Source organism: Algibacter aquimarinus (assembly GCF_039543265.1).
Classification (GTDB): Bacteria; Bacteroidota; Bacteroidia; order Flavobacteriales; family Flavobacteriaceae; genus Algibacter_B; species Algibacter_B aquimarinus.
Map to the genome: position 1 here is coordinate 221,902 of NZ_BAABJK010000009.1, position 25,135 is coordinate 247,036.

Consider the following 25,135-nt stretch of genomic DNA (forward strand, 5'->3'; position numbering starts at 1 on the left):
AGTAATACCAAAGTAAGTTATTTACATCGAAAATAAATTTGCCCCTAATTGAAAATAAAACGTAAAATAGAAATTGCTGTAATCTCTGATGTTCACTTAGGAACATATGGTTGCCATGCAAAGCATTTGTTAACGTATTTAAACAGTATTAAGCCCAAAAAACTAATTTTAAATGGCGATATTGTTGATATATGGCAATTTAATAAACGGTATTTTCCAAAATCGCATTTAAAGGTTATAAAAAAAATAATGACCATGGCATCTGATGGTGTAGAGGTTATTTATATAACGGGAAATCATGATGAAATGCTACGTAAATTTGCAAATACACAAATTGGAAATATATCAATAGTTAATAAAAAGGTTTTAGAATTAGATGGCAAAAAAGCTTGGTTCTTCCATGGTGATGTTTTTGATGTTTCCATTCAAAATGCTAAATGGTTAGCTAAACTTGGTGGTTATGGCTATGACTGTTTAACGCTTTTAAACAAACTTTATAATTGGCAGTTAGAAAAACGAGGAAAGGAGCGCTATTCTTTGTCTAAAAAGATTAAAAACAGCGTAAAAGGTACCGTAAAATATATTAATGATTACGAAACCATAATTTCTGATTTAGCTATTGAAAACGGTTATGATTTTGTTATTTGCGGACATATACATCAACCCAAAATGGAATATCGAGACAATAAATACGGTAGAACCATGTATTTAAACTCTGGTGATTGGGTTGAAAACTTTACAGCCTTAGAGTACCAGTTTAAGCGCTGGAAAATATACAATTACAACAATGATAAATTGGCACCTTTTATAGTAAATGAGACAGATGAAGATTTTGAAATGCAGGATTTAATTGCTGCTATTACTATTGTAGATCAAAATTTAAAAAAATCAAATTAATGCCTCTTTAAGAATTGTAATTGGGTGTTTTGCATAACGATTGGTACCGTCTTTAATTTGATGTCTACAACTCGTTCCATTTGCTGAAATAACAGTATCTGTTTCTGCCTTTCTTACAGCAGGAAAAAGCGTTTGTTCACCAATTTGCATGCTTATATTGTAATGTTCTTTTTCGTAACCAAAACTACCCGCCATACCACAACAACCGCTGGGTATTATGGTCACTTTATAATTTTTGGGTAAATTTAAAACTGAGAAACTTGAGAGTTGATTCCCCATAGCTTTTTGATGACAATGCCCATGAAACTTAATAGCTTTGTGCTCTAAAGTAAATTGTTCTGAAGTGATATTACCTAACGCTATTTCTTGCTGAATAAATTCTTCAATTAAAAAAGTATGTTTTGAAATGGATTCCGCAGCAGTTTTATCATCTGCTAATTTTAAATATTCATCCTTAAAAGTTAAAATCGCTGAAGGTTCTATACCAATTAGTGGTGTATCTTTTGAAACTTTATTTTTAAATATTGAAATATTTTTATTTGCTAAATCTTTAGTTTTTTCCAATAAACCTTTTGATATAAATGTACGACCAGACTCCACATTTTTTAATACTATAACATTATATTTTAAGGCTTTTAAAAGATAAATAGCATCAAGTCCAATACTAGAGTCAAGATATTTAGTAAACTCATCATCAAAAAAATAAACAGTTTTTATGGCACTAGAAACATCTTTAATATTTGAAATATTAGCTCTGTAGACTAAACTTTTTTTTGAAATTAGAGGTAAGCTACGTTCCTTGGCAATTCCCAAAGAACCTTTTAAAATTGATGCTGTAAAAGCATTAGAAAATAAAAAATTTGCAATTCTTGGTGCCTTACTTGCAAAAGTATTTAGCCTATTATTGTATGCAAATAACTTTGTGCGCAACGTTACACCGTTTTCTTTTTGGTACTGGTATTGAAACTCTGCTTTTAAGCTCGCTACATCTACACTACTCGGACATTCGCTGGCGCAAGCTTTACAGCTTAAACATAAATCAAAAACATCTTTTAATTCATCATGATTAAACCTATTCGATTTATCTGAATTGGTTAAAAATTCTCGTAAAGCATTTGCTCTTGCCCTAGTGGTATCTTTCTCGTTTTTGGTGGCTCTATAACTTGGGCACATTGTACCACTAAATTCTGGAAGTTTTCTACAATCACCAGAGCCGTTACATTTTTCTGTTTCTCGCAAAATACCTTGAGATTTTGAGAAATCTAATAACGTTTCAATTTCTGGTTCTTCTCTATTAGCCTGGTAGCGTAAAGACTCATCCATTGGAAATGCATCAACAATTTTTCCTGGATTAAAAATATTATCTGGGTCGAAAGATTTTTTTATTCGCTTTAAAATTTGATAGTTAGCTTCACCAATCATCATCGGAATAAACTCAGCTCGAACAATACCATCGCCATGTTCACCACTCATTGAGCCATTATATTTTTTTACCAAAACAGCAACATCAGTTGTTATTTTTCTGAATAAAGTAACGTCTTCTTTTTTCTTTAAATTTAAAATAGGACGTAAATGTAATTCGCCAGCACCCGCATGTGCATAATAAATAGCATCTTGTTTGTACGCTTTCATAAGAGACGTAAACTCTTGAATGTAAGTTGCCAAATCTGGTAAAGCAACTGCGGTATCTTCAATACAGGCTGCCGATTTTTTGTCTCCAATAATATTTCCTAGTAATCCTAAACCCGCACTGCGTAAGTTATTTGCTTTGTTTACATCTACCCCTTTAAGTGTTGGGTTGGCATAACTTAAACCAGATTCAGTAAGGTCTGTTAATAATTTTTCAGCTAAACTCTCAACTTTTTCTAAAGAATCTGCTTTTACTTCGCACATCAAAATAGCTTGCGGATCTCCAACTATAAACTGTCTATTTTCTTGTTGAGTTTTGTTGTGTTTTGTGCAATCTAAAATGGTTTTATCCATCATTTCACAATTATATAAATTGTGTTTCATTACAGGAACTACAGCTTTTAAACAGTCTTCAATACTATTAAAATGTGCTGCCACCATTATAGAATTTTCAGGAGGGAGCTTATCTAATTTTAAGGTAATTTGTGTTGTAAAAGCCAAAGTGCCTTCACTACCAGAAAGTAATTTGCACATATTAAATGGTACACTTTTTCTTGAAAAAACTTGCGTTTTAATCAGCTCATCTATGGCATAACCAGTATTTCTTCTATGTATTTCTGGTTTAGGAAAATTGTCTTCAATTTGTTTTTGAACTGATTCTGATTTCAATTCATTAAAAATTGTACTATAAATATCTCCTTCTAATGACGTTTTATTGGTTTTTTCTTGAAATTCATCAAGGGTTAATTCATTAAAAACAACTTCACTTCCATCACTTAAAATAGTTTGTAATTGTAAAACTTTATCTCGGGTTACACCATATTGAATTGAGGTTGTTCCAGAAGAATTATTCCCAACCATACCACCAATCATACATCTATTTGATGTTGATGTATTGGGTCCAAAAAACAACCCGAAAGGCTTTAAATAATTATTCAATTCGTCTCTAACAACACCCGGTTCAACGGTTACAGTTTGCGCTTGCTCATCAAAACTTATAATTTTAGTAAAGTGTTTTGAAACATCAACAACAATTCCTTTTCCAACACATTGACCTGCTAGAGATGTTCCTGCAGTTCTTGGTATTAAAGATGTTTTATGCTCTTTTGCAAAATTGATAAGTAGTTTTAAATCAGCTCTATTTTTAGGGTAAGCAACCGCTATTGGCAACATTCTGTAAACAGAAGCATCTGTTGCGTATAACGATTTCATTAAATCATCATCATGTAACTCTCCCGAAAGTTTTTGCTTTAAGTCTTTTAGAGACATTGATAAAAATTATTATAATGGTAAATATAAATACAATTTTGGCGTTATTTTTGTAAAAGTAAATTCAATATTTAGAAATGGTCTTTTTTATTTAAATGACCGTATATATTAATGAACTAAAACTATAAAATTTATGAAAAAATTATTTTTATTATCATTTGCGTTATTAGGCTTTGTATTTGTATCGAGTGCACAAGAAATTTCTGAAAATGCTATCGGACTTCGTTTAGGGGATAGTGACGGATTAGGTGCAGAAGTAACATACCAACGTGCATTAGGTGACAATAATCGTTTAGAAGTTGATTTTGGTTGGAGAGATGGCAACAATTTTAATGCCTTTAAGCTAACTGGATTATACCAATGGGTATTTCCTTTAGATGGATCTTTTAACTGGTATGTTGGTGCTGGTGGAGGAATTGCATCTTTTGATGGAAAAAATATTTTAGATGGAGAAAGTGAAACAGCTCTTTTTGCAGCGGGTGATATTGGTATAGAATATAATTTTGATATTCCTTTATTGCTATCGTTAGATTTTAGACCTGAATTAGGTTTTGGAGATTTTACAGACGATTTAGATTTTGATATCGCTTTTAGTATTAGGTATCAATTCTAAAACAGGATAGTAATAAAAAAAATAAGCGCCTTTTCTAAGGCGTTTTTTTTTTGCACTAAACTGAAGCAAACAATCTAAATTATTTAGTAATTACATTACTATATTTAGCATTTATAGCAATTGTTTTTCCTGCACTTGAATCGTTTAAAGTGAAAGAAGATACATTCTCTTTTGAAGTTTTTTTAGGATGAGATAATCTTGAGCGTAATCCTTTATACTGAAAATTGGTATCTACTTTAGGAAGCATGATTACAGCGTCACAATTTTGAAGAACTACATTTAAATTAGTAAATGCATCATCAATTTCCAAGATTTTTAAATCCCCGATACTCGCGTCAATAAGTGCATTACCGTTTAAATTATCAATGGTAACATCTGAAGAATTTGATGTTAAAACCAGGCTTTTTACTTGACTTAAATTAGCCTTTTTAACATATTTTAGATTTAATTCACCTAAATTCCAGTTAGTTACATAAATTGGAGTGTAAGAAGCATTAATGGAAGTAGAACTCCCATTAATGCTATATGCTGTAAATTTTGAGTGTGATAAATCTGCTCTTAAATTATCTACATTAGAAGCAAATTCTAACTCGCCATGGCGAACATTAACTTTTAATTTAGCTCCTTTTGGCATTTTTATTTTAATCGTTTTCTTTACTTTAGAGTGTGTTTTATTGTGCATTAATTTCTCGATTAAAACCTTTCTTTCTCGAGTTAATTTTTCACGTTCATGCATGTGCTTCTCTCTCTTTTCTGCTAGCTCCTTGCGCATTTTTGCACGCTCTTCATTTCTTTTAGCCAAAAGTTCTTTTTGCATTTTTTTACGCTCAACTTGCTTTTCCATTAATTTAGCCTTCTGCTCTATTTGCTTTGCATAACGCTCTCCCCATAACTCCATTTTTTTGGCAAATTCTTCATTATCGAACTGACCTTCAAATCTCTTTGCCCATTCCTGCATTTGTTTACCATACTTCTCACCCCACTCTTCTCCAAATTTCTCGCCCCATGCTTCCATTTTTTCAGCATACTCTTTCCCAAAAGTAGATTCAAATTGTTTAGAATATTCTTCTAAATATTTATCGCCATCCTTTTTGTAGGCACTGTAATCAAAGATAATTTTGTTAACACCTTCAGGCAATTCTGGTAATTCCGGCATTTCAGGTAGTTCTGGTAGCTCAGGCATTTCTGGAAATTCTTGAAGTTCTGGCATTTCAAAGTGAAAATCGAAATTCATTTCAGATAAATCTGCTAACTCGAATTTAAGTTCTTCTAATACCGCTTTAACAACATCTGTATCGCCTTGATTATGCCCAGAAACCCAAGTGTGTGTTCTACTTCCTTTTGTAGATATTGAGACCTTATTTGTTGATGCATCTACATCTATATCCCAAGATTTTAAAGCGTCTTCTAATTCTTCTTTACTTAACTCCTCACCTTCTATATAAGCCTCAATTTCAACATTACCTTTATTCCAAGTATCAAAAATAATATTGGTGTAACTGGTGTTTAAGTCTATAGTAACATCTTTATCTACTTTAATAGATTGAGATAATTTGGTTAACTTATTCTGAGCTAACAAACTACCTGTAATAAGAAAACTTAAGACGAATAATTTAATTTTTATAATTGTATTGTTCATTTTTTGATTTTTTAGATGAATTCATTTTCTTCCTCATCAATAGAATCAGAAGTGCTTAATTGTTCTAACTGTGATCGTAAACGATATAACAGATTTAAACGAAATTTTAAATTGTCAATAAGAGCGTTAACGGTTAATTCTGTTGGACCTGCCTCTGTTAACTCAAGCGATAAACGCTGGTATTCGTTATCTAACTCATTGAGTTGAGATAAATAACCATCAAAAAGATCTTTAGTTTCGTCTGTTGGCTTTATTTTAGATAGCTCTAAATTAATGCTAGCCAAATAGTAATCTTCAACCTTTTTCAAACCTGGCGACACATCTCCAAGAGTTTTTGTATTAGCTTCATTTACAGCTGCTACAGCCGGCGAAACATCTGGTTTAACTTGTAAAAAATTATACAAACCAATACTTAAACCTAACAAAACAACTACACTAGCTGCAATACTAAACCAACTATATTTAGTCTTTTTAGATGCTTCAGGTAGAGCTTCATCAAGTTTTTTAAGAAATCTTTCTTGATGATTTTCTGGCATTTTTTCATAAGCCATTTTATCATCTTTAAATAATTCTCTAATATCTCGCGCCATTTCTCTTAAGTGTTAACAGTTCTTTTAATTTTACTTTACCTCTTGATAATTGTGTTCGGGAAGCGACCTCTGAAATACTCAAAATCTCTGAGATTTCTTGATGGTCGTAGCCTTCAATTAAATAAAGCATCACAACATATTGATACTTTTCTGGTAATTTGTTAATTGCTGCTTTTACATCTATCAATGTAATAGCATCATCTACCAACCATTTGTCGTCTGTACTAGCATCAATTACTTTTAGGTGCACCTCCTCTAAATCAACAAGTTGTTGTTTTTTAGATTTTAAGAAATCAATACTTTTATTAACCACAATACGTTTTAACCATGCGCCAAAAGTAACCTCAGCTTTATATTGATGAAGTTTAGAAAAAGCCTTAATAAAAGCTTCTTGAACAACATCTTCAGCGTCAGCAGCATCTTTCAAAAATCGTTTGGCAACAACATACATACCGTCGCAGTACTGGTTGTATAACTGCACTTGTGCCATCCTATTGTTTTGTTTACATTTTTCAATAATGTCAACTTGAAACATGCTAATTTTACTTTTGGTTTAAAATACCTAATATAAAAATCTTATTGGGTATTTGGTTAGTTCGTTTAAAAGACGACAAAAAAAATGAAGTGTTGCAAAAAAAGTTTTTTTCTAAATAACATTATCAAATAAATGAACGTTTGCTTTTTAGTAATAGTTACTTTTAAAGTATCTTTATATCCAAATTTAATTGCTTTCTATGAATACCCTCTTAAAACGTGTTTTAATTTTTTTATCCATTATAGCACTAGGTCTTTTATTATATTCCGTTTTTGTTGAAAACATTTTTGCTTCTCGTTTAAGTCCAAAAGACAACGTGAAGTTTGAGCTGAATGATTTAAAATTAAAAGTATTTTACAACAGACCTTCAAAAAAGGACAGAGAAATATTTGGAGCTTTAGTGCCTTTTAATCAAGTATGGCGAACAGGTGCTAATGAAGCTACTACTTTTGAGACCAATGAAACATTAGAGGTAGATGGCATGCCTCTGCCAGCAGGAAAGTATACATTATGGACCGTACCTAAAGACAGTATTTGGACTGTAATTTTTAACTCTAAACAATATTCTTGGGGTGTAGATAATGAAATGAAACCCATGTGGGACCCCAATTATGATGCCTTAAAAATTGACGTGCCAGTAGAAAAATTAAATTCAAATGTGGAACAATTTACTATTGCTTTTGATAACTCTACAGATAATTTATTTTTAACAATGGCTTGGGATGACACCAAAGTTTCTGTGCCTTTGAAATAGTATAAACTAAGTTTTGGCAAAAGAAAAAAAATCGGCTTTAAAAGAACAAAAAGGTGTTTCTCAATCAGAAATCACCAACGAAAAGTCTATTAAAAACGTAAAAAGAAAAAGGAAAGAAAAAGTAGATGTAAAAACCTTAACCTCTGCTATTTTAAAAAAAAATATTACTGCCCTAAGTAGGGCAATTACTTTAATAGAAAGTAAAAATCCTAATCACTCAAATACTGCTAAACAGATTATTAAAAATTGTTTACCGTATGCAAACCAATCTATTCGTATAGGAATTACTGGAGTACCGGGAGTTGGCAAAAGTACTTTTATAGAAGCCTTCGGAAAACATTTAACCTCAATAGGCAAGCGCGTTGCCGTATTAGCTATAGACCCCACTAGCTCGCTTACAAAAGGAAGTATACTAGGTGATAAAACTAGGATGGAAGATTTGGTGAAGGATGATAATGCTTTTATTCGTCCATCTGCATCAGGAGATTCTTTGGGTGGTGTTGCACGCAAAACCAGAGAAACCATTATTTTATGTGAAGCTGCAGGTTTTAATGTTATACTTATTGAAACAGTTGGTGTTGGCCAGAGTGAAACTACCGTTCATAGTATGGTTGATTTTTTTCTACTTTTAAAATTATCTGGTGCTGGTGATGAATTACAAGGTATAAAACGTGGTATTATAGAAATGGCAGATGCTATTGCTATAAACAAAGCTGATGGAGACAATATAAAAAAAGCAAAACTAGCTAAAGTAGAATTTAATAGAGCGCTTCATCTTTATCCATTAAAACCTTCAACATGGCAACCTAAAGTAACACTATGCAGTGCTTTAAATAATGAAGGAATTGATAGTATTTGGAATTTAGTTTTAAAATTTGTTAAACTAACTACCGCAAATGGTTACTTTAATAAAAGAAGAAGTGAACAAAATAAGTTTTGGCTAATTCAAACTATTGAGGAACAATTAAAATCTGAGTTTTTTAATCGTCCAGAAATTAAAAAAGAGCTAGTAGCTAAACTAAATCAGATAGAAGCTAATAAAACTACGCCGTTTGAAGCAGCAAATTATTTGCTAGACCTCAATAAATTTCTGTAAAAGATATTTAGCAAGTTTATAAAAAATGAACCCGGAAATCGCTCCGAAGGTCATTCCACATAAAATATCAATAGGATAATGCACACCTACATAAATTCTACTGTAAGCAACAACCGCACTCCAAAAAAGTAAAATAAATATTAAGTTTTTAAAATAGGGTTTTAGCATTAAGCCTGCAAATACGGCAGCTGCCATGGAGTTTGATGAATGTCCTGAGAAAAAGCCATATTTTCCACATCGTACAGCAATAAAACGCATCTGATCTATTAAATCAGCTTCTCCACAAGGTCTTGGACGCTGAAAACCGCGTTTAAAAACGTTAGTGATTTGGTCTGTAAAAGTTATCATTAAGGCAACAACTACAACAAAAACTAACATAGATTTTAGTCCAAATTTTTTATAAAGTAAAAATAACAACAATGCATATAGCGGAATAAACGTAAGCTTATTAGTGATTATTAACCATAAGTTATCCCAAGTTTCAGAACCTAAATTATTTAAAAACAAGAAGAGTTCTGTATCGTAATTTAGAAGTTGCTCAATCATAATATATTATTCTTCATATTTAGCAACTTCATTATCATAAAACTCAGTGGCTAATTTAATTGCATTTTCAGTTTCAGAATTTAATTCCTTTTGGTCTTCAGCATCAAAGTCTTCAAACCACTCTACTTCATCATCTTCAAGGTTAATTATAAATCTTGGAAACTCCGTATGAATAACGAAAATAGCATTTGGGTATTCTGTATTATCGCCTAATATAAATTTTGGTAAAGTCATTTATCTGTTATTTTGTTTGACAAAATTAACTTTTTAGTCAAATAGTTAAATCGAATATACAATAAAATTGCAGCTGTAGTTAAACCAGCCAATAAACCTAACCAAATCCCAAAACTACCATAAGCATCTTGTTTCCCTAAAAACCAACTAATTGGAAAACCTACTAACCAATATGATATGAACGTTATTATAGTTGGTATTTTCACATCTTGTAAGCCACGTAAAGCTCCTAAAACTAAAACTTGAATACTATCGCTAATTTGATAAAAGGCAGCAGCTATTAATAATTTTGATGCTATACCTACAACCTCAGTGTTATCAATTAGGTTTTCTGCATCATCAAAATCCACATATAATTTTGGTAAGGTTTCATTAAATACAAAAAACATAATTGCGAAACATGTTGCTAATATAATTCCTAGAAGGAATATAGAAAAAGCAATTCTGCGTAACTCGGAATAATTCTCTAGACCTTTTTGGTTACCAACTCTAATCATTGATGCCACACTTAAACCCATAGCAACCATAAAAGTCATGGACGATAAGTTTAAGGCTATTTGGTTTGCTGCTTGCGGGTTTTTACCAAGTAAACCACTAAGCCAAATAGCAGCTGTAAAAATAGCGACTTCAAAAAACATTTGCATGGCACTTGGTGCTCCTAGATTTATAATCTTTTTGAGCATTACTTTATTAAGGACAAAAAATTTAATATTGGTTACAAATGCTTTCGATTTTTCTTTAGACTTTAATAAAAACCATAAATACCATACCATTACAATTCTTGATACTAATGTTCCATATGCTGCTCCTACTATGCCCATTTCGGGGAAACCAAATTTTCCAAAAATTAATAAATAGTTTAAAATTATATTGATGATATTTGCCAGCAAAGTCGCGTACATAGGAGACCTTGTCATAGAAAGGCCATCGCTAAATTGCTTGAATCCTTGAAATATAATTAACGGAATTAATGAAAACGCTACAAAGTTTAAATATGGAATTGCTAACTCAACCACCTCAATAGGTTGTTTCATTAAATACATTAGTGGTTTTGCGAAAAACACCATCAAAAATAATAATACACCTAAAACAGTACATAAAAACAAACCGTGTTTAAAAGACGATTTTCCTTTTGCAAAATCTTTGGCTGAATCTGCTTCAGCTATTAAAGGTGTTATGGCAGTAGAAAACCCAATTCCTAAAGACATGGCTATAAACATAAAACTATTACCTAAAGAAACCGCAGCTAATTCTGCCGTACCTAGTTGCCCAACCATAATATTGTCTACAAAACTCACAAAGGTATGCCCTAACATACCTAACATTACTGGTGCAGCTAGTTTCCAATTGTATTTAAACTCTTTAGTATAGTTGGTTAAATGCATTTTGCAAAAGTAACTCTATGCTTTTTTTAAACCTATTACTTTTAATAGTTTGCATTAAATTAACAAATGTTAATAAATATACATTTTTAATGATGATTTTATTAGTATGTTTTTATACATTCGCAGCGCCTTAAAAGGGTATTCTCAATAAGAACAGGTAGCACAGAAACACTTTGAGCTTTTTATTTTATGTAGGGATTAATAAATTATAGCTTACCGTTTCAATAAAAAAGGAGGAAATTAATTTCCTCCTTTTTGCTTTTTAAATTTTCTGGATTTGCCGTTTAGCTTTTTTAAAATCAAGTTCTATAATCTAATTTTTTCTAGTTCCAACAACAACTACAGTCTGGTAATTTTTAGGAGTATATTTAGCTATGTCTTTCTTTTTTCTTAAGACGCTGATTGACTCAAGAATACCAGGGTCAGCCCTTCCATCATTATCAGGATCTAATATATTGTGGTATTTCTTACGAGAAACTTCCTTACCATCTACGATAAAAAGGACACTCTTACCATAAATAGTAACTTCGTCTAATCTCTCAAACCGCTTTGTTTCTATAAACAGTATTCCATTTAAAGCCTTTTCACCATAGAATCCGGCCATTTGTTTATCTCCTTTGTCTATAATTTCAAGAACTACAATATCCGATTTGAAGAAATCGAAGTTATCTAGTTCTTTCTCATAGAGAACTCTCTCATTAACAACTATCAAAGGTTTTTCTTTTATTCTTCCTTCTGTAATGGCTGCTTTAATAATGTCAGCTATCATCGTTTTGTTGCTATCCTCATCCGCCAAATAATAATTCTGAGAATACCCAGCGAAGGTTATAAGCATAAATATTATAAGTAAGTAGATTTTCATTTTCTTTTTTTAAATATAATAATATTTCGCTAGCTTTCATTAACCTCAATCATTTTTATATGTTGAAAAAATAAAATTAAATGCTCTCAATTGATAACTGATTTGTATCCTATTTTTAACTATAGTAAACTGATATCATCTTTAGCTTCTTCAAACTCTAGTATTATATCTTCAACAATTTTAGACACAGGCTTAATGTCATGGATTAATCCAGATATCTGTCCAATTTCTAATTCGCCATTTTCTAAATCGCCTTCAAACATTCCTTTTTTAGCTCTTGCCCTTCCTAATAGATTTTTTAATTCCTCTATTGTTGGTGATGTTTTATATAAGTCTTGGACTTCATTATAAAACTTATTTTTTATTAACCGAACTGGTGCTAACTCTTTTAGTGTTAATTGTGTATCGCCTTCTTTTGCATCTACTACAACCTTCTTGAAGTCATTATGTGCAGAACTTTCATCACTGGCAACAAAGCGACTTCCAATTTGTACACCATCAGCTCCTAAAACCATAGTTGCTAACATCGCATTACCTGTTGCTATACCACCTGCTGCAATTAATGGAATGGTTATTTGTTCTTTCACCATGGGTATTAGCGTTAAAGTTGTAGTTTCGTCTCTTCCATTATGTCCTCCAGCTTCAAAGCCTTCGGCCACTATGACATCAACTCCTGCATCTTGCGCTTTTAGTGCAAATTTCACACTACTCACCACATGAACAACTGTAATGCCTTTTTCTTGTAACCAAGATGTCCATGTTTTAGGGTTTCCTGCTGATGTAAAAACAATTTTTACACCTTCTTCAACAATAATATCCATAATCTGTTGGATATTGGGATATAACATAGGTACATTAACCCCAAAAGGTTTATCGGTAGCTTTTCTACATTTTTTTATATGCTCTCTTAATACTTCTGGATACATAGACCCTGCCCCAATAAGGCCAAGTATTCCTGAGTTACTTGATGCAGATGCTAATCGCCAGCCACTATTCCAAACCATTCCTGCCTGAATAATAGGATACTTAATATTGAATAATTTACATATTCTATTTTCCATGAAATAACAACTAAATAAATTATGAGATAACTCCCGAACCAATAAGTTCATCTTCAATATACCAAGCAACAAACTGACCTTCAGTTATTGCAGATTGCATGTTTTCAAACTCTATATACATACCACTATCCACTTTATATAATGTTGCATTTTCTAAAGCTTGTCTATAACGAATTCTGGCTTTTACTGGTAAAGTTTCATCAACTTGTAGTGTTAAATCTTCTCGTACCCAATGCAATTCTTCATTACTAACAAATAATGCTTTTTTATATAATCCAGGATGTTCTTTTCCTTGACCAGTATAAATAACATTTTCTTCAACATCAGTATCTATAACAAATAGTGGTTCTATTGTACCACCAACTGCTAGACCTTTTCGTTGACCTTTTGTAAAATAATGTGCGCCTTGGTGTTTACCAACTATTTTACCAAAATCTACTTTATAATCAATTTTTCTAGATAAGTATTCTAGTTTTTCTTCTATTGTATTAAATTTAGTTTCAATAGAATTATAAACATCCTGTTCCTTTGGGACTTCAACTATGACACCTTCTTTAGGTTTAAGTTGTTGTTGCAAAAAATCTGGTAATTTCACTTTACCAATAAAACACAAACCTTGAGAATCTTTTTTTTCAGCGGTTACCAAATCTAACTTTGTAGCTAGTGCCCTTACTTCTGGTTTAGTTAACTCACCTATTGGAAATAACGCTTTTGATAATTGCTCTTGCGATAATTGACACAAAAAATATGATTGATCCTTGTTGATGTCTACTCCAGCTAAGAGCTGATATATAGTCTCACCATTTTTTTCAATAACTCCTTTTCTACAATAATGACCCGTTGCAACATAATCTGCACCAAGTTCTAAAGCTATCTTCATAAAAACATCAAACTTAATTTCTCTGTTACAAAGTACATCTGGGTTTGGTGTTCTACCTTTTTCATATTCATGGAACATATAATCAACAATACGCTCCTTATATTCCTCACTTAAATCTACTGTTTGAAATGGAATGTTTAACTTTTCTGCAACTAACATGGCATCGTTACTATCATCTAACCAAGGGCATTCGTCGGAAATCGTAACAGAGTCATCATGCCAATTTTTCATAAACAAGCCAATAACCTCATAACCTTGCTGCTTTAGTAAATAAGCTGCAACGCTAGAGTCTACACCACCTGAAAGACCAATAATAACTCGCTTCATTATTAAAAATTAAGGTACAAAGATACATATTATAGTACCATTTTAATAATAATTAGATAGAGTAAAAAACCGATGAAATACATTTTTGTTTAAATTTTTGTTAAAATTATTAAACAAAATTTGGATTTATGTTTAACTTATACTTACTTTTGTTGAACAAAGTATAACTAATAAATAACAAAAAATGAAATTACTTAGAAATCTTAGAAATTTTTCTTTCCTTTTTGTAGGATTGATTTTAGTAACATCATGTAACGATGATGATGAAATTATTGAATTTGTACCAACAGCTAGCATAGTTGAATTGGCGCAAGCAACTCCACAACTATCTAGTTTAGTTAGTGCACTTGTAAAATATCCAGATTTAGTTGATTTACTAAGTAATACTGGAACTTTTACAGTTTTTGCTCCTGATAATGACGCTTTTGAAGCATTACGAATAGCAGTTGGTCAAGAAACTATTGATGATATTCCAGAAGACGTATTAAAAAATGTTTTACAATATCATGTTTACACAACTGCAGCTTTACCGGCAATTTCTGTTACAACAGGAACTATTACTATGGCTAATGGTGAGGATGCTGATGTTGTTGCTGATGCTAATGGTGTATTTATAGCAAATGCACAAGTAACTCAAGTAGATGGTTTAGCAACAAACGGTGTTGTGCACATTATCGACAGTGTAATGGTACCACCTTCTATATTACCAATAGTTGGGACTATTGTAGCTCCAGCTTATTTTAACAAAAACTTTACAACATTAATTGCTGCTGTAGAAGCTGCAAATACAGACATATTAAGTCTTCTTTTAGGTAATGGACCAAGTGATAATGGCTTAACTTTATTTGCACCTACAAATGCTGCGTTTGAAGCTGCTGGTGTAACTGATGTTAATGGTGCTGATGCAGTACTTGCTTATCACGTTATTGACGGTACTATTATGTCAGATATGTTGCCAGTTACAACAGGAACATCTGATGAAGTGGAAACTTTAGGAGGAGATATTTACATAACTAATGCTGGAGATGATGTTTCAATAAACGGAACAACAACTGTTACAGCAACAAACATAACAGGTTCTAACGGAGTTGTTCATGTTATTGACAGAACATTATTACCACCTACACAAACTATTAACGAAATAGTTGCAGGTTTTGCTGGTGGTGACCCTGCTGAATTTACATTATTAGCAGCTGCTCTATCTAGAGCTAACTTAGCAGATTTCTTTGCTAGTGCTGATGATTCTTACACAGTTTTCGCTCCAACTGACGCTGCATTTTTAGCTGCTGGTTTAGACGAAGCTGCAATAAACGCTACAGATCCAGCAGCTGTAGCTGGTATATTAACTCATCATGTTGTTGATGGTGCTTATGCATTCTCTACAGATTTAACACAAGACGCCATGATTGGAATGTTAAACGGACAAAATGTTACTATTGATTTAGCAAATTTAGCAGTGCAAGATGCAGCTGGAACAACTCCAGCAGCAGGATTAATAGCTAGTTTATTAAACGTACACGCAACAAATGGTGTAGTACATGTAATTGACGCTGTATTATTACCAAGTAGTAATTAAAGATTAGTTTGGTTTGTTGATTGTAGGCAGTCAATAATCACTTGATTATAATTGTCTATGAAAAAGAGGCTCCTCAAGAAATTGAGGAGCTTTTTTGTTTATTACTTCTTCTTTTTATATTTAGGAACGTAAGTATAATCTTTTTCTTCTTTCAATGTTCCATTTTCATAATATTTCCAAACACCGTCTTTTTTACTTCTTTTGTATTTACCTTCAACTATTAATTCACCTTTAGGATTATAAAACTTTGAAATACCATGCAATTCCCCATTTTCATATAAAAACTCTTTTAAAACAATATTTCTTTCAGAATACCATAAAGCTAAACCATCTAGCTTTCCATTTTTATAGTTTTGTTTTTCTGCAATTTGTCCGTTTTTATAATATACCAAGCGCTCACCTTCTAATTTACCAGAAGCATCAAAATGCTCTAACGTTAATAACTGCTCTGTATTTTTTTGATAATATTTCCAAGTACCTACATACGTTTTACCATCCATTTGTCCTTCGCTAATTACCTTACCTCTGGAGGTGTAAAATTTAACTTGAGCTATATTGTCATTTTCATTAAACTGCTTTGTGGCTGTTAATACTGCCTTTTTATTAATGTTTTTATAAAACTTAAACAAACCTATTTCTTTTCCATTTTTAAAAGCACCTTCATATCTTAAAACTTTGGTGTTTTCAAAGTTTTTTTTCCATACACCATCACGTTTTCCATTGCTATCAAATTGATTTACCTCTTGAGCAAAAATGATACTACTAAAGCTTAGTAGGAATAGAAAATTATATATAGTTTTCATTTTAAAAATTATGTTTTTATGAATTTATGTTTTTTAAACGTTATTATTTAAATTTTCTTATAACAAAAAAGCTGCCAAAAAAATTCTTGACAGCTTGTATTGTATTTTATAATTTAAATTACTTTTTCTTTTTTTGCTGCATTTGCTTTTGCTTTTCAGCCTGTTCCATCATATCAGCCATTTTCTTCTGAAAACGATTTTGCTTTTTTGGTTGTTTCTTTTTCTCTTGAATTTGAGCATGAATTTTATCTTCATCAAGAATGTAATTCTTAATTACAAGTATAATTCCGATACTAATTAAGTTTGAAATAAAATAATATAAACTTAAACCAGAGGCATAATTATTAAAGAAGAATAACATCATTATTGGTGAGAAATACATCATGTATTTCATCATTTTAGCCATATCTGGCATACCTTCTTGCTGCGGCTGCGACTGCATATTTTGACCTGTAGTTAATCGCATGTAAAAGAAAATAGCTATAGATGCTAATAACGGAAATAAACTTACGTGATTACCATAGAATGGTATATTAAAAGGTAAGTTAGCTATAACATCATAAGATGATAAATCGTCTGCCCAAAGGAATGATTTTTGTCTTAAGTCGAACGCTGAAGGGAAAAACTGAAACAGTGCATAAAACACAGGAAGTTGTATTAAAGCCGGTAAACATCCAGCCATAGGGCTTGCTCCTGCTTTATTTTGCAACGCCATAGTTTCTTGTTGCGCTTTCATTTTATTATCCTTATGCTTTGCTCTAATGGCATCCAATTCTGGTTTCAAAATTTTCATTTTGGCTTGAGAAAGGAATTGTTTATACTGTACAAAGGATAATAAGATTTTTACTAAAATTGTCATTACTACAATAGCTATTCCGTAAGGCATAAAACCTCCTAAGAAACCAAATAATGGCATGAAAACATAACGATTTATCCAACCAAAAAGTCCCCATCCAAACGGTACTAATTCATCAAGGTTTCTGTCGTAGGTATTTAAAACTTTAAAATCACTTGGCCCATAATACCAATCCATAGCTTGATTGATTTCACCACCTTGTAATTCTAAAGGAATTGTTGTTGCGAAGCTTTTAGTAAATACGGTATCTATCGTTTCCTCTTGTACTAAATTCTCAGTTTTTACTTTTACATTTTTAAAGCGCGTATCTGTTAATAACACTGAAGAAAAGAAATGTTGCTTATAACCAATCCAAGCTACATCTTCAATATCATCTTCTCCATCTCTGGTGTAATCTGCTTTTCCTCCTTCATAATCGTAATGCACATCGGTATACCTATTTTCGTAAGAAATACTTTTTGCATGACGGTAACCTTTTAATTTCCAATCTAGATTAATGGCTTGTGAACTATTAATGATATTACTTAGTCCCTGTGAACGAACAGCAAAATCAATCATATAATCACCATCTTTAAGTTCGTAACGATACTCTAGAAATTGGCTTTCAGAAACTTTTAGCTTCATAGAAATAACTGTTACACTACCATTTTTAGTAACTTGAGGTACAAACGGTAAATCTTTGGTATTAAAAATTCTGCTATCTGTGGTTCCAAAATTAATATTAAAAGATGCATTACTATCTTTTATTAAATAAATTGGAATAGAATCATAATCAACAAATTGCTTTAATCTCACTTCAGTAAGATACCCTCCTTTATTGCTAAAGGTAAGCGCTAATAAATCGCTTTCTACACTAGTTTCTTCATTGTTAGATTGCATTGCTGAAAATGCAAATGCTCCTAATTTATTGTTTAGACTTATTTGTTTAAGTGAATCTGATATACCTTCAGGATAAAAATCTTCAGCTGTTGTAACTTTTGCATCTTCTGCTGCTTTAGCCTTTTTTTCTGCCTCAACTTGTTCTTGCTTAGCTTTTTCTTGAGCTTCAAGTTCTTCTGGTGATGGCTGATTTTGCCATAGCATGTAAGCTAAAATTCCGAAAATGAGTACAAACCCTATTATCGAATTGATATCTAATTTCTTTTCTTCCATTGGTTGTTAGTGTAAATTAAAACATTACCGCACAGGCAGTAATGTGTTTAGCTAATCAATAAGCTATCCAATTTTAATTTTGTGCCATACTGACACCTCTACTTTTTTTATTGTGATTTAAGGCTGCTTTAACAAAAGCTACAAATAAGGGGTGAGGATTTGCAACTGTACTTTTATATTCTGGGTGATATTGAACGCCAACAAACCAAGGATGCTCTGGTATTTCAACAATTTCAACTAATCCTGTATCTGGATTTAGTCCTGTTGCTTTCATACCAGCTTCTTCAATTTGCGTTTTATAATCACTATTAAATTCGTAACGGTGTCTATGACGCTCAGAAATATTTTCTGCTTTATATATGTCTCTAACAGCACTTCCTTTTTTTAAATCGCAAGCCCAAGCTCCTAAACGCATGGTACCTCCTTTATGTGTTACAGACTTTTGCTCTTCCATTAAATCTATAACAGGATTGCTTGTTTCTGGATTCATTTCGGCAGAATCTGCATCTTCTATTTTTAAAACATTTCTTGCAAATTCTATAACTGCCATTTGCATACCCAAACAAATTCCAAAAAATGGCACATTGTTTTCTCTAACATACTTAACAGCATCAATTTTTCCTTCAATACCGCGTTCTCCAAAACCTGGTGCAACTAAAACACCATCTAAATGACCAAGTTTTAATTTGGCATTATCAGCATTAATATATTCTGAGTGTACAGACTCCACATTTACTTTTACCTCATTTTCTGCACCTGCGTGAATAAAAGCTTCTAAAATTGATTTATATGAATCTTGTAACTCAACGTATTTTCCTATTAGCCCAATTGTAATTTCTGTTTTTGGATTTTTGTGACGCTTTAAAAACTGATTCCATCTATCAATATCTGGTTTCGAACTTTTTAAGTTTAATTTGTTTAACACAACTTTATCTAAACCTTCATCGAGCATTAAATTTGGTACATCGTAAATTGTTGATGCATCAATAGATTGTATTACGGCATCTTCCTTTACATTGCAAAATAAAGCTAATTTTCGGCGTAAATCTTTTGGTAAATGATGCTCTGTTCTACAAACTAAAACATCGGCTTGTACCCCACTTTCCATTAGTGTTTTTACACTATGCTGTGTGGGTTTTGTTTTTAATTCTCCAGCAGCTGACAAATATGGCACCAGTGTTAAATGAATAACAATACCATTATCTTCACCTAAATCCCAACGTAATTGACGCACAGCTTCTATGTATGGTAAAGACTCAATATCTCCTACAGTTCCTCCTATTTCTGTGATTACTATATCGTAATCGCCAGAGTTTCCTAAAATTTGAACACGCTGTTTTATTTCGTCTGTAATATGAGGAACAACTTGTACTGTTTTACCTAAAAACTCACCACGTCTTTCTTTTTCAATAACACTTTGGTAAATTCTACCTGTGGTTACGTTATTGGCCTGACTTGTTGGTACATTTAAAAAACGCTCGTAATGCCCTAAATCTAAATCGGTTTCTGCTCCGTCTTCTGTAACATAACATTCGCCATGTTCGTAAGGATTTAAGGTACCAGGGTCTACGTTAATGTAAGGGTCTAACTTTTGAATGGTAACTCTGTAACCTTGTGCTTGTAATAATTTGGCCAAAGAAGCGGCTATAATGCCTTTTCCTAAAGAAGATGTAACACCACCAGTTACGAAAATATATTTTGCTGTAGTTGTCATGTTGCGCTTGTAAACGCAGGCAAATTTACAAAATTTAAATAGTTATTTCGGAATTGTTTTTTAGTTATTTAAATTGTAGTTATTAACAATGGTTTTATTAAAATAGCATAGACTAAAAAGGGCTTTAAACATTGACTTTGTAAAAAATTTCTGCTACCTTCGTTTAACATTTAGATATAAAACATTAAAACGATTTCATATCAAGTCGTTAAACGATAGCTCAAAAAACTCATTTAGGATATTGCCTCTGGATATTCCTAATTAAATCTTCCAAACCGTTTAATTTTAGTTCGTAAACCTCTTTAAGCATATCGCCTAATTTACCTTTAGGAAACCCTTTAGCGTTGTACCAAACCACATAATATTCTGGTAAATCTATTAAATAACGGTCTTTATATTTACCGTAGGGCATTTTCGTATGCGCCAATTTTATTAAAAAATCTTTATTTGGAAGCAAAACTTAATTTAAGGATTTAAATTCTGATAATTTTTCAAGTTCACGCTCAATATAAAGCTTCCATTTTAATTGTGCAGTATTATTTCTAGAGTAATCTGTTTCAGCATCATAGCTATTTTGCATTTCAGCCAACGCTTTATTTATGGTTTTATGAAGGCTTCTTAAATTATTTTTAATACTACTAGACACTTTAAATTGGCTAATTCCCTTTCTAAATTTTCGTGCGTGTAATTCTGTAATGTCGTAATGCAATTGCTCGTGCCCTAAAACATGTGCATCTGCTAATTTAGGTTTATACCATGATTTTTCTGGATAAAAATGTGCATGTACCTCTGTTGTAAAACTAACAGGAACCGAATTTGTTTCTCTAACTGAAAATCCAAAAGTTATACCAGATGCGGTTACTGCTGCAGCACTAACTTGATTATTTGGCAAGCCTCTAAAATCTGCCCATGTTAATTTATAAGACTCATTCCAAGATAAAACAGGTTCATCTTTTTGAAAAGGAAGAAGACATAATATTAAAAGAAATATTCTTGACACTTAAAGGTTATTTTTGTAATAAAACGAATAACCCTTAAACCTTATTGTTTTACTTCAACAATAGTTAAATCATCATATTTTACTAAATAAACAGTATCGTTATAATAACCACCAAAGAGCTTCTTTTTGTAAGCAAATTTATTTTCTACATACTCAGTTAATGGTGCCTTAGTAACAGATGAATACAAATCTTCTGACGATACTAGACGTAAAACAACATCCATAGTTAAATCGAAACCTTTTACAGCACTTTTATCTGGAGTAATATTGTATAAACTTTTATATTTTTTTACAAAAGCATCATTATCAGTATAAGTTTTGGATGTTGTTGCAAAATGAAACTGAAGTTTTGATAAATGTTCGTTGGAAACCTCACTACTTTCAAAAGCTGAATTGTTATTTGTAGTTACCAAAATAATATCAATTTTTTCTTTTTCTTCTTCTTTATTTTCTTCTTGAATTAAAGACGCTAAAATACTTGTTACATTTGATGCAAAACCTCCGTTTTTGGTTTCTAAAAACACAATATTATTTCCCGGCATTATATTGGTTTCAATATCTTCTTTTGTTACAAAAAACTCATCTTCGCCACTTTTCTTGTTTTTATTAGAATATACTTGTTTCGCATAATTAAACTCACGTTTTAAACTATTTGAAACGTCTTCATGTTTTGAGTCGGAAATAATAACAATATTGCTTGCTAACGTATCTGTTCTAACAAAATTTACAATTTTGCTTTTTAATAAATCATCTGAAGGTCTAGATTGAAAAACATTGTCGTGCAACTGTAAATTTTTACCAATTGGCGATATGATTGGAATATTATATTTACGTAATTCTGAAGCTGCTTTTTTAAAGCTTGCTGGAGTTAAGGGGCCAATAACAGCATCAACATTTTCAAAATCGTTATCATCTATTATTTTAGAAACTTCGCTAACTTGATATTTTGTATCATGCACATCTACTTTTAACGAAACCCCCAAAGTTTTAAGCGAATCTATAGCCATTAAAACACCTGAATGAAAATCTAAAGACACATTTAAATAAGGATCTTTTTTAACACTGTTTTTTGTGTCATCTTCAGTTGAAAAATCTACTCGATTTAACCTAAAAGGCAGCATAACTACAATGTTCTTTGTACTAAAATCTGAGATACTATCTGCAAGATTAATTCTGTTAGAATCTGCTTGAATAATACCGTTTGCAAGATTGGAGTATGGTATTTTTAAAATCATTCCTTTTTTTAATCCTAATTCTTTTAAACTGGGATTTAAACTTTCCAACTGTTCTTGGTCTAAACCTAATTTTAGTTTTAAACGGTAAAAGCCTTCTTTTGGTAAAACTTTGTAATAACTGTATTGCTCGTCAACTTCTTTTGTATCCTCATCTTCCATATTAGGTACCAAAATTTCTTGTCCCTCTTTTAATACATCACCCATTTCTGGGTTTAATATTTCCAATTCTTCTAAAGTAATTCCAAATTTATAAGCTATTCGCCATTTTCCTTCTTTAGGTAAAACGGTGTAAGTTTTTGTAGCTTCATTTTCTTCAACAACTTCTGTTATTTTAAAAATTGGTATTTGAAGTTTATCTCCTTTTTTTAGCGTGTTGGCATATAAAAATTTGTTGTATTTTTTTAAATCATCTTGAGAGACATCATATTGCTGAGATATGCCGAATAATGTTTCTTTTCGTTTAGTTTTATGTGTTTTAAAACCTTGTAACTCTTTAGTAATAGTTGTTTTAGGAGGTTTAGATTTTGAAATAGGAATAATTAATATAGTATTAGGTTTTAGTCCTTTTTTAGCATCTGGGTTTAAACTGTAAATATCGAATGGTGTTACAAAATATCGTTTTGCTATAGCCTCAATAGTTTCACCTTCTTTTACTTGATGTGTGCTAAAGTTTTGGGCATTAGCTGAGTTTAAACCAAAAACAAAGACTAAAATTAGTACTAATAAAAATTTATTCATGTGATGTTCTTTTAAAAACTAAACCTACTATAATGAATATATACGTTAAATTATTACTTTAAGGATGCACCAAGCATCATTTTATATATTTTACTAAAGCACATAGTATGCCAAAACAAAAATAACAAGCAACCTTAAATGAGACACAAAAAAATTAAAAAGACACATTTTCTATTCCCATTCAATAGTTGCAGGTGGTTTCGAACTAATATCGTAAACTACTCTATTAACGCCTTTAACTTTATTTATTATATCATTTGATGTTTTTTGAAGAAACTCATAAGGTAAGTTTACCCAATCTGCAGTCATACCATCCGTACTTTCAACAGCTCTAAGTGCAACGCATTTTTCGTAAGTACGTTCATCACCCATTACTCCAACGCTGTTAACAGGTAGTAACATGGCACCCGCTTGCCAAACTTTATCGTAAAGTCCCCATTCTTTTAAACCTTTAATAAAAATATGGTCTACCTCTTGAAGCATACGCACTTTTTCGGCTGTGATATCACCTAAAATACGAATTCCTAAACCTGGACCAGGAAATGGATGACGACCAAGTAATTCAGGGTCTATACCTAAAGTAGCTCCAACTCGTCTTACTTCATCTTTAAAAATAGCACGAAGCGGCTCTACAATTTTAAGCTTCATAAAATCTGGTAAACCACCAACATTATGATGACTTTTAATAGTTGCTGAAGGACCGCCCGTGGCCGAAACACTTTCTATAACATCTGGGTAAATGGTGCCTTGTGCTAACCATTTTACATCCTCTAATTTATGTGCTTCGTCATCAAATACTTCAATAAAAGCATTTCCTATAGCTTTACGTTTTTTCTCAGGTTCCTCTATTCCTGCTAAGGCATCTAAAAATCTATTTGAAGCATCAACGCCTTTTACATTTAAACCCATACCTTCATACTGATTTAAAACACTCTCAAATTCATTTTTACGTAATAAACCATTGTTTACAAAAATACAATAGAGGTTTTTTCCAATAGCCTTATTTAGTAATACTGCTGCTACTGTAGAATCTACACCGCCAGAAAGTCCTAAGACCACTTTATCGCCTCCTACTTTAGCTTGTATAGCTTCAACCGTTTCTTCAACAAAAGAATCTGGTGTCCAATCTTGATGTATACCGGCAATATTTACCAGAAAATTTTCTAGCAATTGTTTACCATCAGTTGAATGATAAACCTCTGGATGGAACTGTATAGCATAAGTTATTTCACCTTGAATTTTATAAGCGGCATTATCAACATCATTAGTGCTAGCTAATAAAACGCCTCCCGTTGGTAAAGCTTTAATAGTATCGCTATGGCTCATCCAAACTTGGGTGCCTTCAGAAATACTTGCAAAAAATGGTTCGCCCTTTTGAATAAAAGACAAATGCGCTCTACCGTATTCTCTGGTATTTGAAGGCGCAACTTCTCCTCCAGAAAAATGAGCTAAATATTGGGCGCCATAACAAACTGCAAGCATAGGCTTTTTTCCTCTAATTTCTGATAAGTCTGGATGCAATGCATCTTCACCTCTTACAGAATTTGGGCTACCAGATAGAATTACTGCTTTGTATTCTTCTAAGCTTTTTGGAATTTTATTAAATGGGTGTATTTCGGAGTAAATGTTAAGTTCTCTAACTCGACGTGCAATAAGCTGTGTGTATTGCGATCCGAAGTCTAAAATTAATACCTTATCGTGTTGCATGCGCAAAAGTAACAATTGATTTTATAATGACGAATAG

General features: G+C 31.9%; 22 protein-coding genes. 5 read left to right on the top strand and 17 right to left on the bottom strand.

The genetic code is table 11. The annotated features are described in order from the left end of the window. Positions 1 to 48: 48 nt before the first annotated feature. Positions 49 to 897, top strand: a complete 849-nt coding sequence (locus ABD939_RS13450) for a UDP-2,3-diacylglucosamine diphosphatase (protein ID WP_345169707.1) — start codon at positions 49 to 51, stop codon at positions 895 to 897. Here ABD939_RS13450 and ABD939_RS13455 read toward each other — a convergent pair. Further along, positions 889 to 3,795 (bottom strand): FAD-binding and (Fe-S)-binding domain-containing protein, encoded by a 2,907-nt coding sequence (locus ABD939_RS13455; RefSeq protein ID WP_345169712.1) that lies wholly within the window; start codon positions 3,793 to 3,795, stop codon positions 889 to 891. The genes ABD939_RS13450 and ABD939_RS13455 overlap by 9 nt on opposite strands. A 133-nt stretch (positions 3,796 to 3,928) precedes the next feature. Between ABD939_RS13455 and ABD939_RS13460 the strand changes: the two genes are divergently transcribed. Beyond that, positions 3,929 to 4,408 carry a hypothetical protein gene (locus ABD939_RS13460; RefSeq protein WP_345169717.1) on the top strand — a complete coding sequence of 160 codons (480 nt, stop codon included), beginning with the start codon at positions 3,929 to 3,931 and terminating at the stop codon, positions 4,406 to 4,408. A 79-nt stretch (positions 4,409 to 4,487) separates the two neighbouring features. Here ABD939_RS13460 and ABD939_RS13465 read toward each other — a convergent pair whose 3' ends face one another. Genes ABD939_RS13465 through ABD939_RS13475 form a run of 3 tightly spaced genes read right to left on the bottom strand, consistent with a single transcriptional unit; the run spans position 4,488 to position 7,172 of the window. Next, positions 4,488 to 6,047: a hypothetical protein gene (locus tag ABD939_RS13465; protein ID WP_345169721.1), complete on the bottom strand. Its 1,560-nt coding sequence runs from the start codon at positions 6,045 to 6,047 to the stop codon at positions 4,488 to 4,490. An 11-nt stretch (positions 6,048 to 6,058) separates the two neighbouring features. Beyond that, entirely contained in the window at positions 6,059 to 6,637 is a 579-nt protein-coding gene (locus ABD939_RS13470; protein ID WP_345169725.1) for a hypothetical protein, read from the bottom strand. Then, positions 6,621 to 7,172 (bottom strand): RNA polymerase sigma factor, encoded by a 552-nt coding sequence (locus ABD939_RS13475; protein ID WP_345169730.1) that lies wholly within the window; start codon positions 7,170 to 7,172, stop codon positions 6,621 to 6,623. The genes ABD939_RS13470 and ABD939_RS13475 overlap by 17 nt, the downstream gene beginning before the upstream one ends. Before the next feature lie 199 nt (positions 7,173 to 7,371). On the opposite strand from ABD939_RS13475, the gene ABD939_RS13480 reads away from it, so the two are divergent. Both ABD939_RS13480 and meaB read left to right on the top strand, forming a co-directional pair. Then, positions 7,372 to 7,926, top strand: a complete 555-nt coding sequence (locus tag ABD939_RS13480; RefSeq protein WP_345169734.1) for a DUF2911 domain-containing protein — start codon at positions 7,372 to 7,374, stop codon at positions 7,924 to 7,926. A 13-nt stretch (positions 7,927 to 7,939) separates the two neighbouring features. Further along, positions 7,940 to 9,022, top strand: coding sequence for a methylmalonyl Co-A mutase-associated GTPase MeaB (gene meaB / locus ABD939_RS13485; RefSeq protein ID WP_345169736.1), 1,083 nt, complete (start codon positions 7,940 to 7,942; stop codon positions 9,020 to 9,022). Here the strand turns inward: meaB and ABD939_RS13490 are convergent. From ABD939_RS13490 to mnmA, 6 genes are all read right to left on the bottom strand, one after another. Continuing rightward, positions 8,999 to 9,568, bottom strand: coding sequence for a phosphatase PAP2 family protein (locus ABD939_RS13490; protein ID WP_345169738.1), 570 nt, complete (start codon positions 9,566 to 9,568; stop codon positions 8,999 to 9,001). The genes meaB and ABD939_RS13490 overlap by 24 nt on opposite strands. Before the next feature lie 6 nt (positions 9,569 to 9,574). After that, positions 9,575 to 9,802, bottom strand: a complete 228-nt coding sequence (locus ABD939_RS13495; protein WP_345169739.1) for a hypothetical protein — start codon at positions 9,800 to 9,802, stop codon at positions 9,575 to 9,577. Further along, on the bottom strand, positions 9,799 to 11,187 hold the full coding sequence (locus tag ABD939_RS13500) for an MATE family efflux transporter (RefSeq protein WP_345169740.1): 1,389 nt from the start codon (positions 11,185 to 11,187) through the stop codon (positions 9,799 to 9,801). The genes ABD939_RS13495 and ABD939_RS13500 overlap by 4 nt, the downstream gene beginning before the upstream one ends. A gap of 313 nt (positions 11,188 to 11,500) precedes the next feature. Then, positions 11,501 to 12,049, bottom strand: a complete 549-nt coding sequence (locus ABD939_RS13505) for a hypothetical protein (protein ID WP_345169741.1) — start codon at positions 12,047 to 12,049, stop codon at positions 11,501 to 11,503. A 119-nt stretch (positions 12,050 to 12,168) separates the two neighbouring features. Continuing rightward, positions 12,169 to 13,110, bottom strand: a complete 942-nt coding sequence (locus tag ABD939_RS13510) for an NAD(P)H-dependent flavin oxidoreductase (protein WP_345169745.1) — start codon at positions 13,108 to 13,110, stop codon at positions 12,169 to 12,171. Between the two features lie 19 nt (positions 13,111 to 13,129). Next, positions 13,130 to 14,317 carry a tRNA 2-thiouridine(34) synthase MnmA gene (gene mnmA, locus ABD939_RS13515; RefSeq protein ID WP_345169748.1) on the bottom strand — a complete coding sequence of 396 codons (1,188 nt, stop codon included), beginning with the start codon at positions 14,315 to 14,317 and terminating at the stop codon, positions 13,130 to 13,132. A 184-nt stretch (positions 14,318 to 14,501) separates the two neighbouring features. Between mnmA and ABD939_RS13520 the strand changes: the two genes are divergently transcribed. Then, positions 14,502 to 15,893: a fasciclin domain-containing protein gene (locus ABD939_RS13520; protein WP_345169752.1), complete on the top strand. Its 1,392-nt coding sequence runs from the start codon at positions 14,502 to 14,504 to the stop codon at positions 15,891 to 15,893. A 101-nt stretch (positions 15,894 to 15,994) separates the two neighbouring features. On the opposite strand, the gene ABD939_RS13525 is transcribed toward ABD939_RS13520, so the two are convergent. The 7 genes from ABD939_RS13525 to guaA all read right to left on the bottom strand — a co-directional run bounded on the left by ABD939_RS13525 (position 15,995) and on the right by guaA (position 25,098). After that, complete coding sequence (locus tag ABD939_RS13525) at positions 15,995 to 16,696, bottom strand: toxin-antitoxin system YwqK family antitoxin (RefSeq protein ID WP_345169756.1); 702 nt, start codon at positions 16,694 to 16,696, stop codon at positions 15,995 to 15,997. Positions 16,697 to 16,814: 118 nt separating this feature from the next. After that, positions 16,815 to 18,704, bottom strand: a complete 1,890-nt coding sequence (gene yidC / locus ABD939_RS13530; RefSeq protein ID WP_345169761.1) for a membrane protein insertase YidC — start codon at positions 18,702 to 18,704, stop codon at positions 16,815 to 16,817. Between the two features lie 73 nt (positions 18,705 to 18,777). Further along, positions 18,778 to 20,418, bottom strand: a complete 1,641-nt coding sequence (pyrG, locus tag ABD939_RS13535; RefSeq protein ID WP_345169763.1) for a CTP synthase — start codon at positions 20,416 to 20,418, stop codon at positions 18,778 to 18,780. 229 nt (positions 20,419 to 20,647) lie between these two features. Further along, positions 20,648 to 20,875, bottom strand: a complete 228-nt coding sequence (locus tag ABD939_RS13540; RefSeq protein WP_345169767.1) for a DUF3820 family protein — start codon at positions 20,873 to 20,875, stop codon at positions 20,648 to 20,650. A gap of 3 nt (positions 20,876 to 20,878) precedes the next feature. Beyond that, positions 20,879 to 21,418: a DUF922 domain-containing protein gene (locus tag ABD939_RS13545; protein WP_345169771.1), complete on the bottom strand. Its 540-nt coding sequence runs from the start codon at positions 21,416 to 21,418 to the stop codon at positions 20,879 to 20,881. Positions 21,419 to 21,459: 41 nt separating this feature from the next. After that, positions 21,460 to 23,391, bottom strand: a complete 1,932-nt coding sequence (locus ABD939_RS13550) for a LysM peptidoglycan-binding domain-containing protein (RefSeq protein WP_345169775.1) — start codon at positions 23,389 to 23,391, stop codon at positions 21,460 to 21,462. Between the two features lie 171 nt (positions 23,392 to 23,562). Then, positions 23,563 to 25,098, bottom strand: coding sequence for a glutamine-hydrolyzing GMP synthase (guaA, locus tag ABD939_RS13555; protein ID WP_345169778.1), 1,536 nt, complete (start codon positions 25,096 to 25,098; stop codon positions 23,563 to 23,565). Between the last annotated feature and the right edge of the window lie 37 nt (positions 25,099 to 25,135).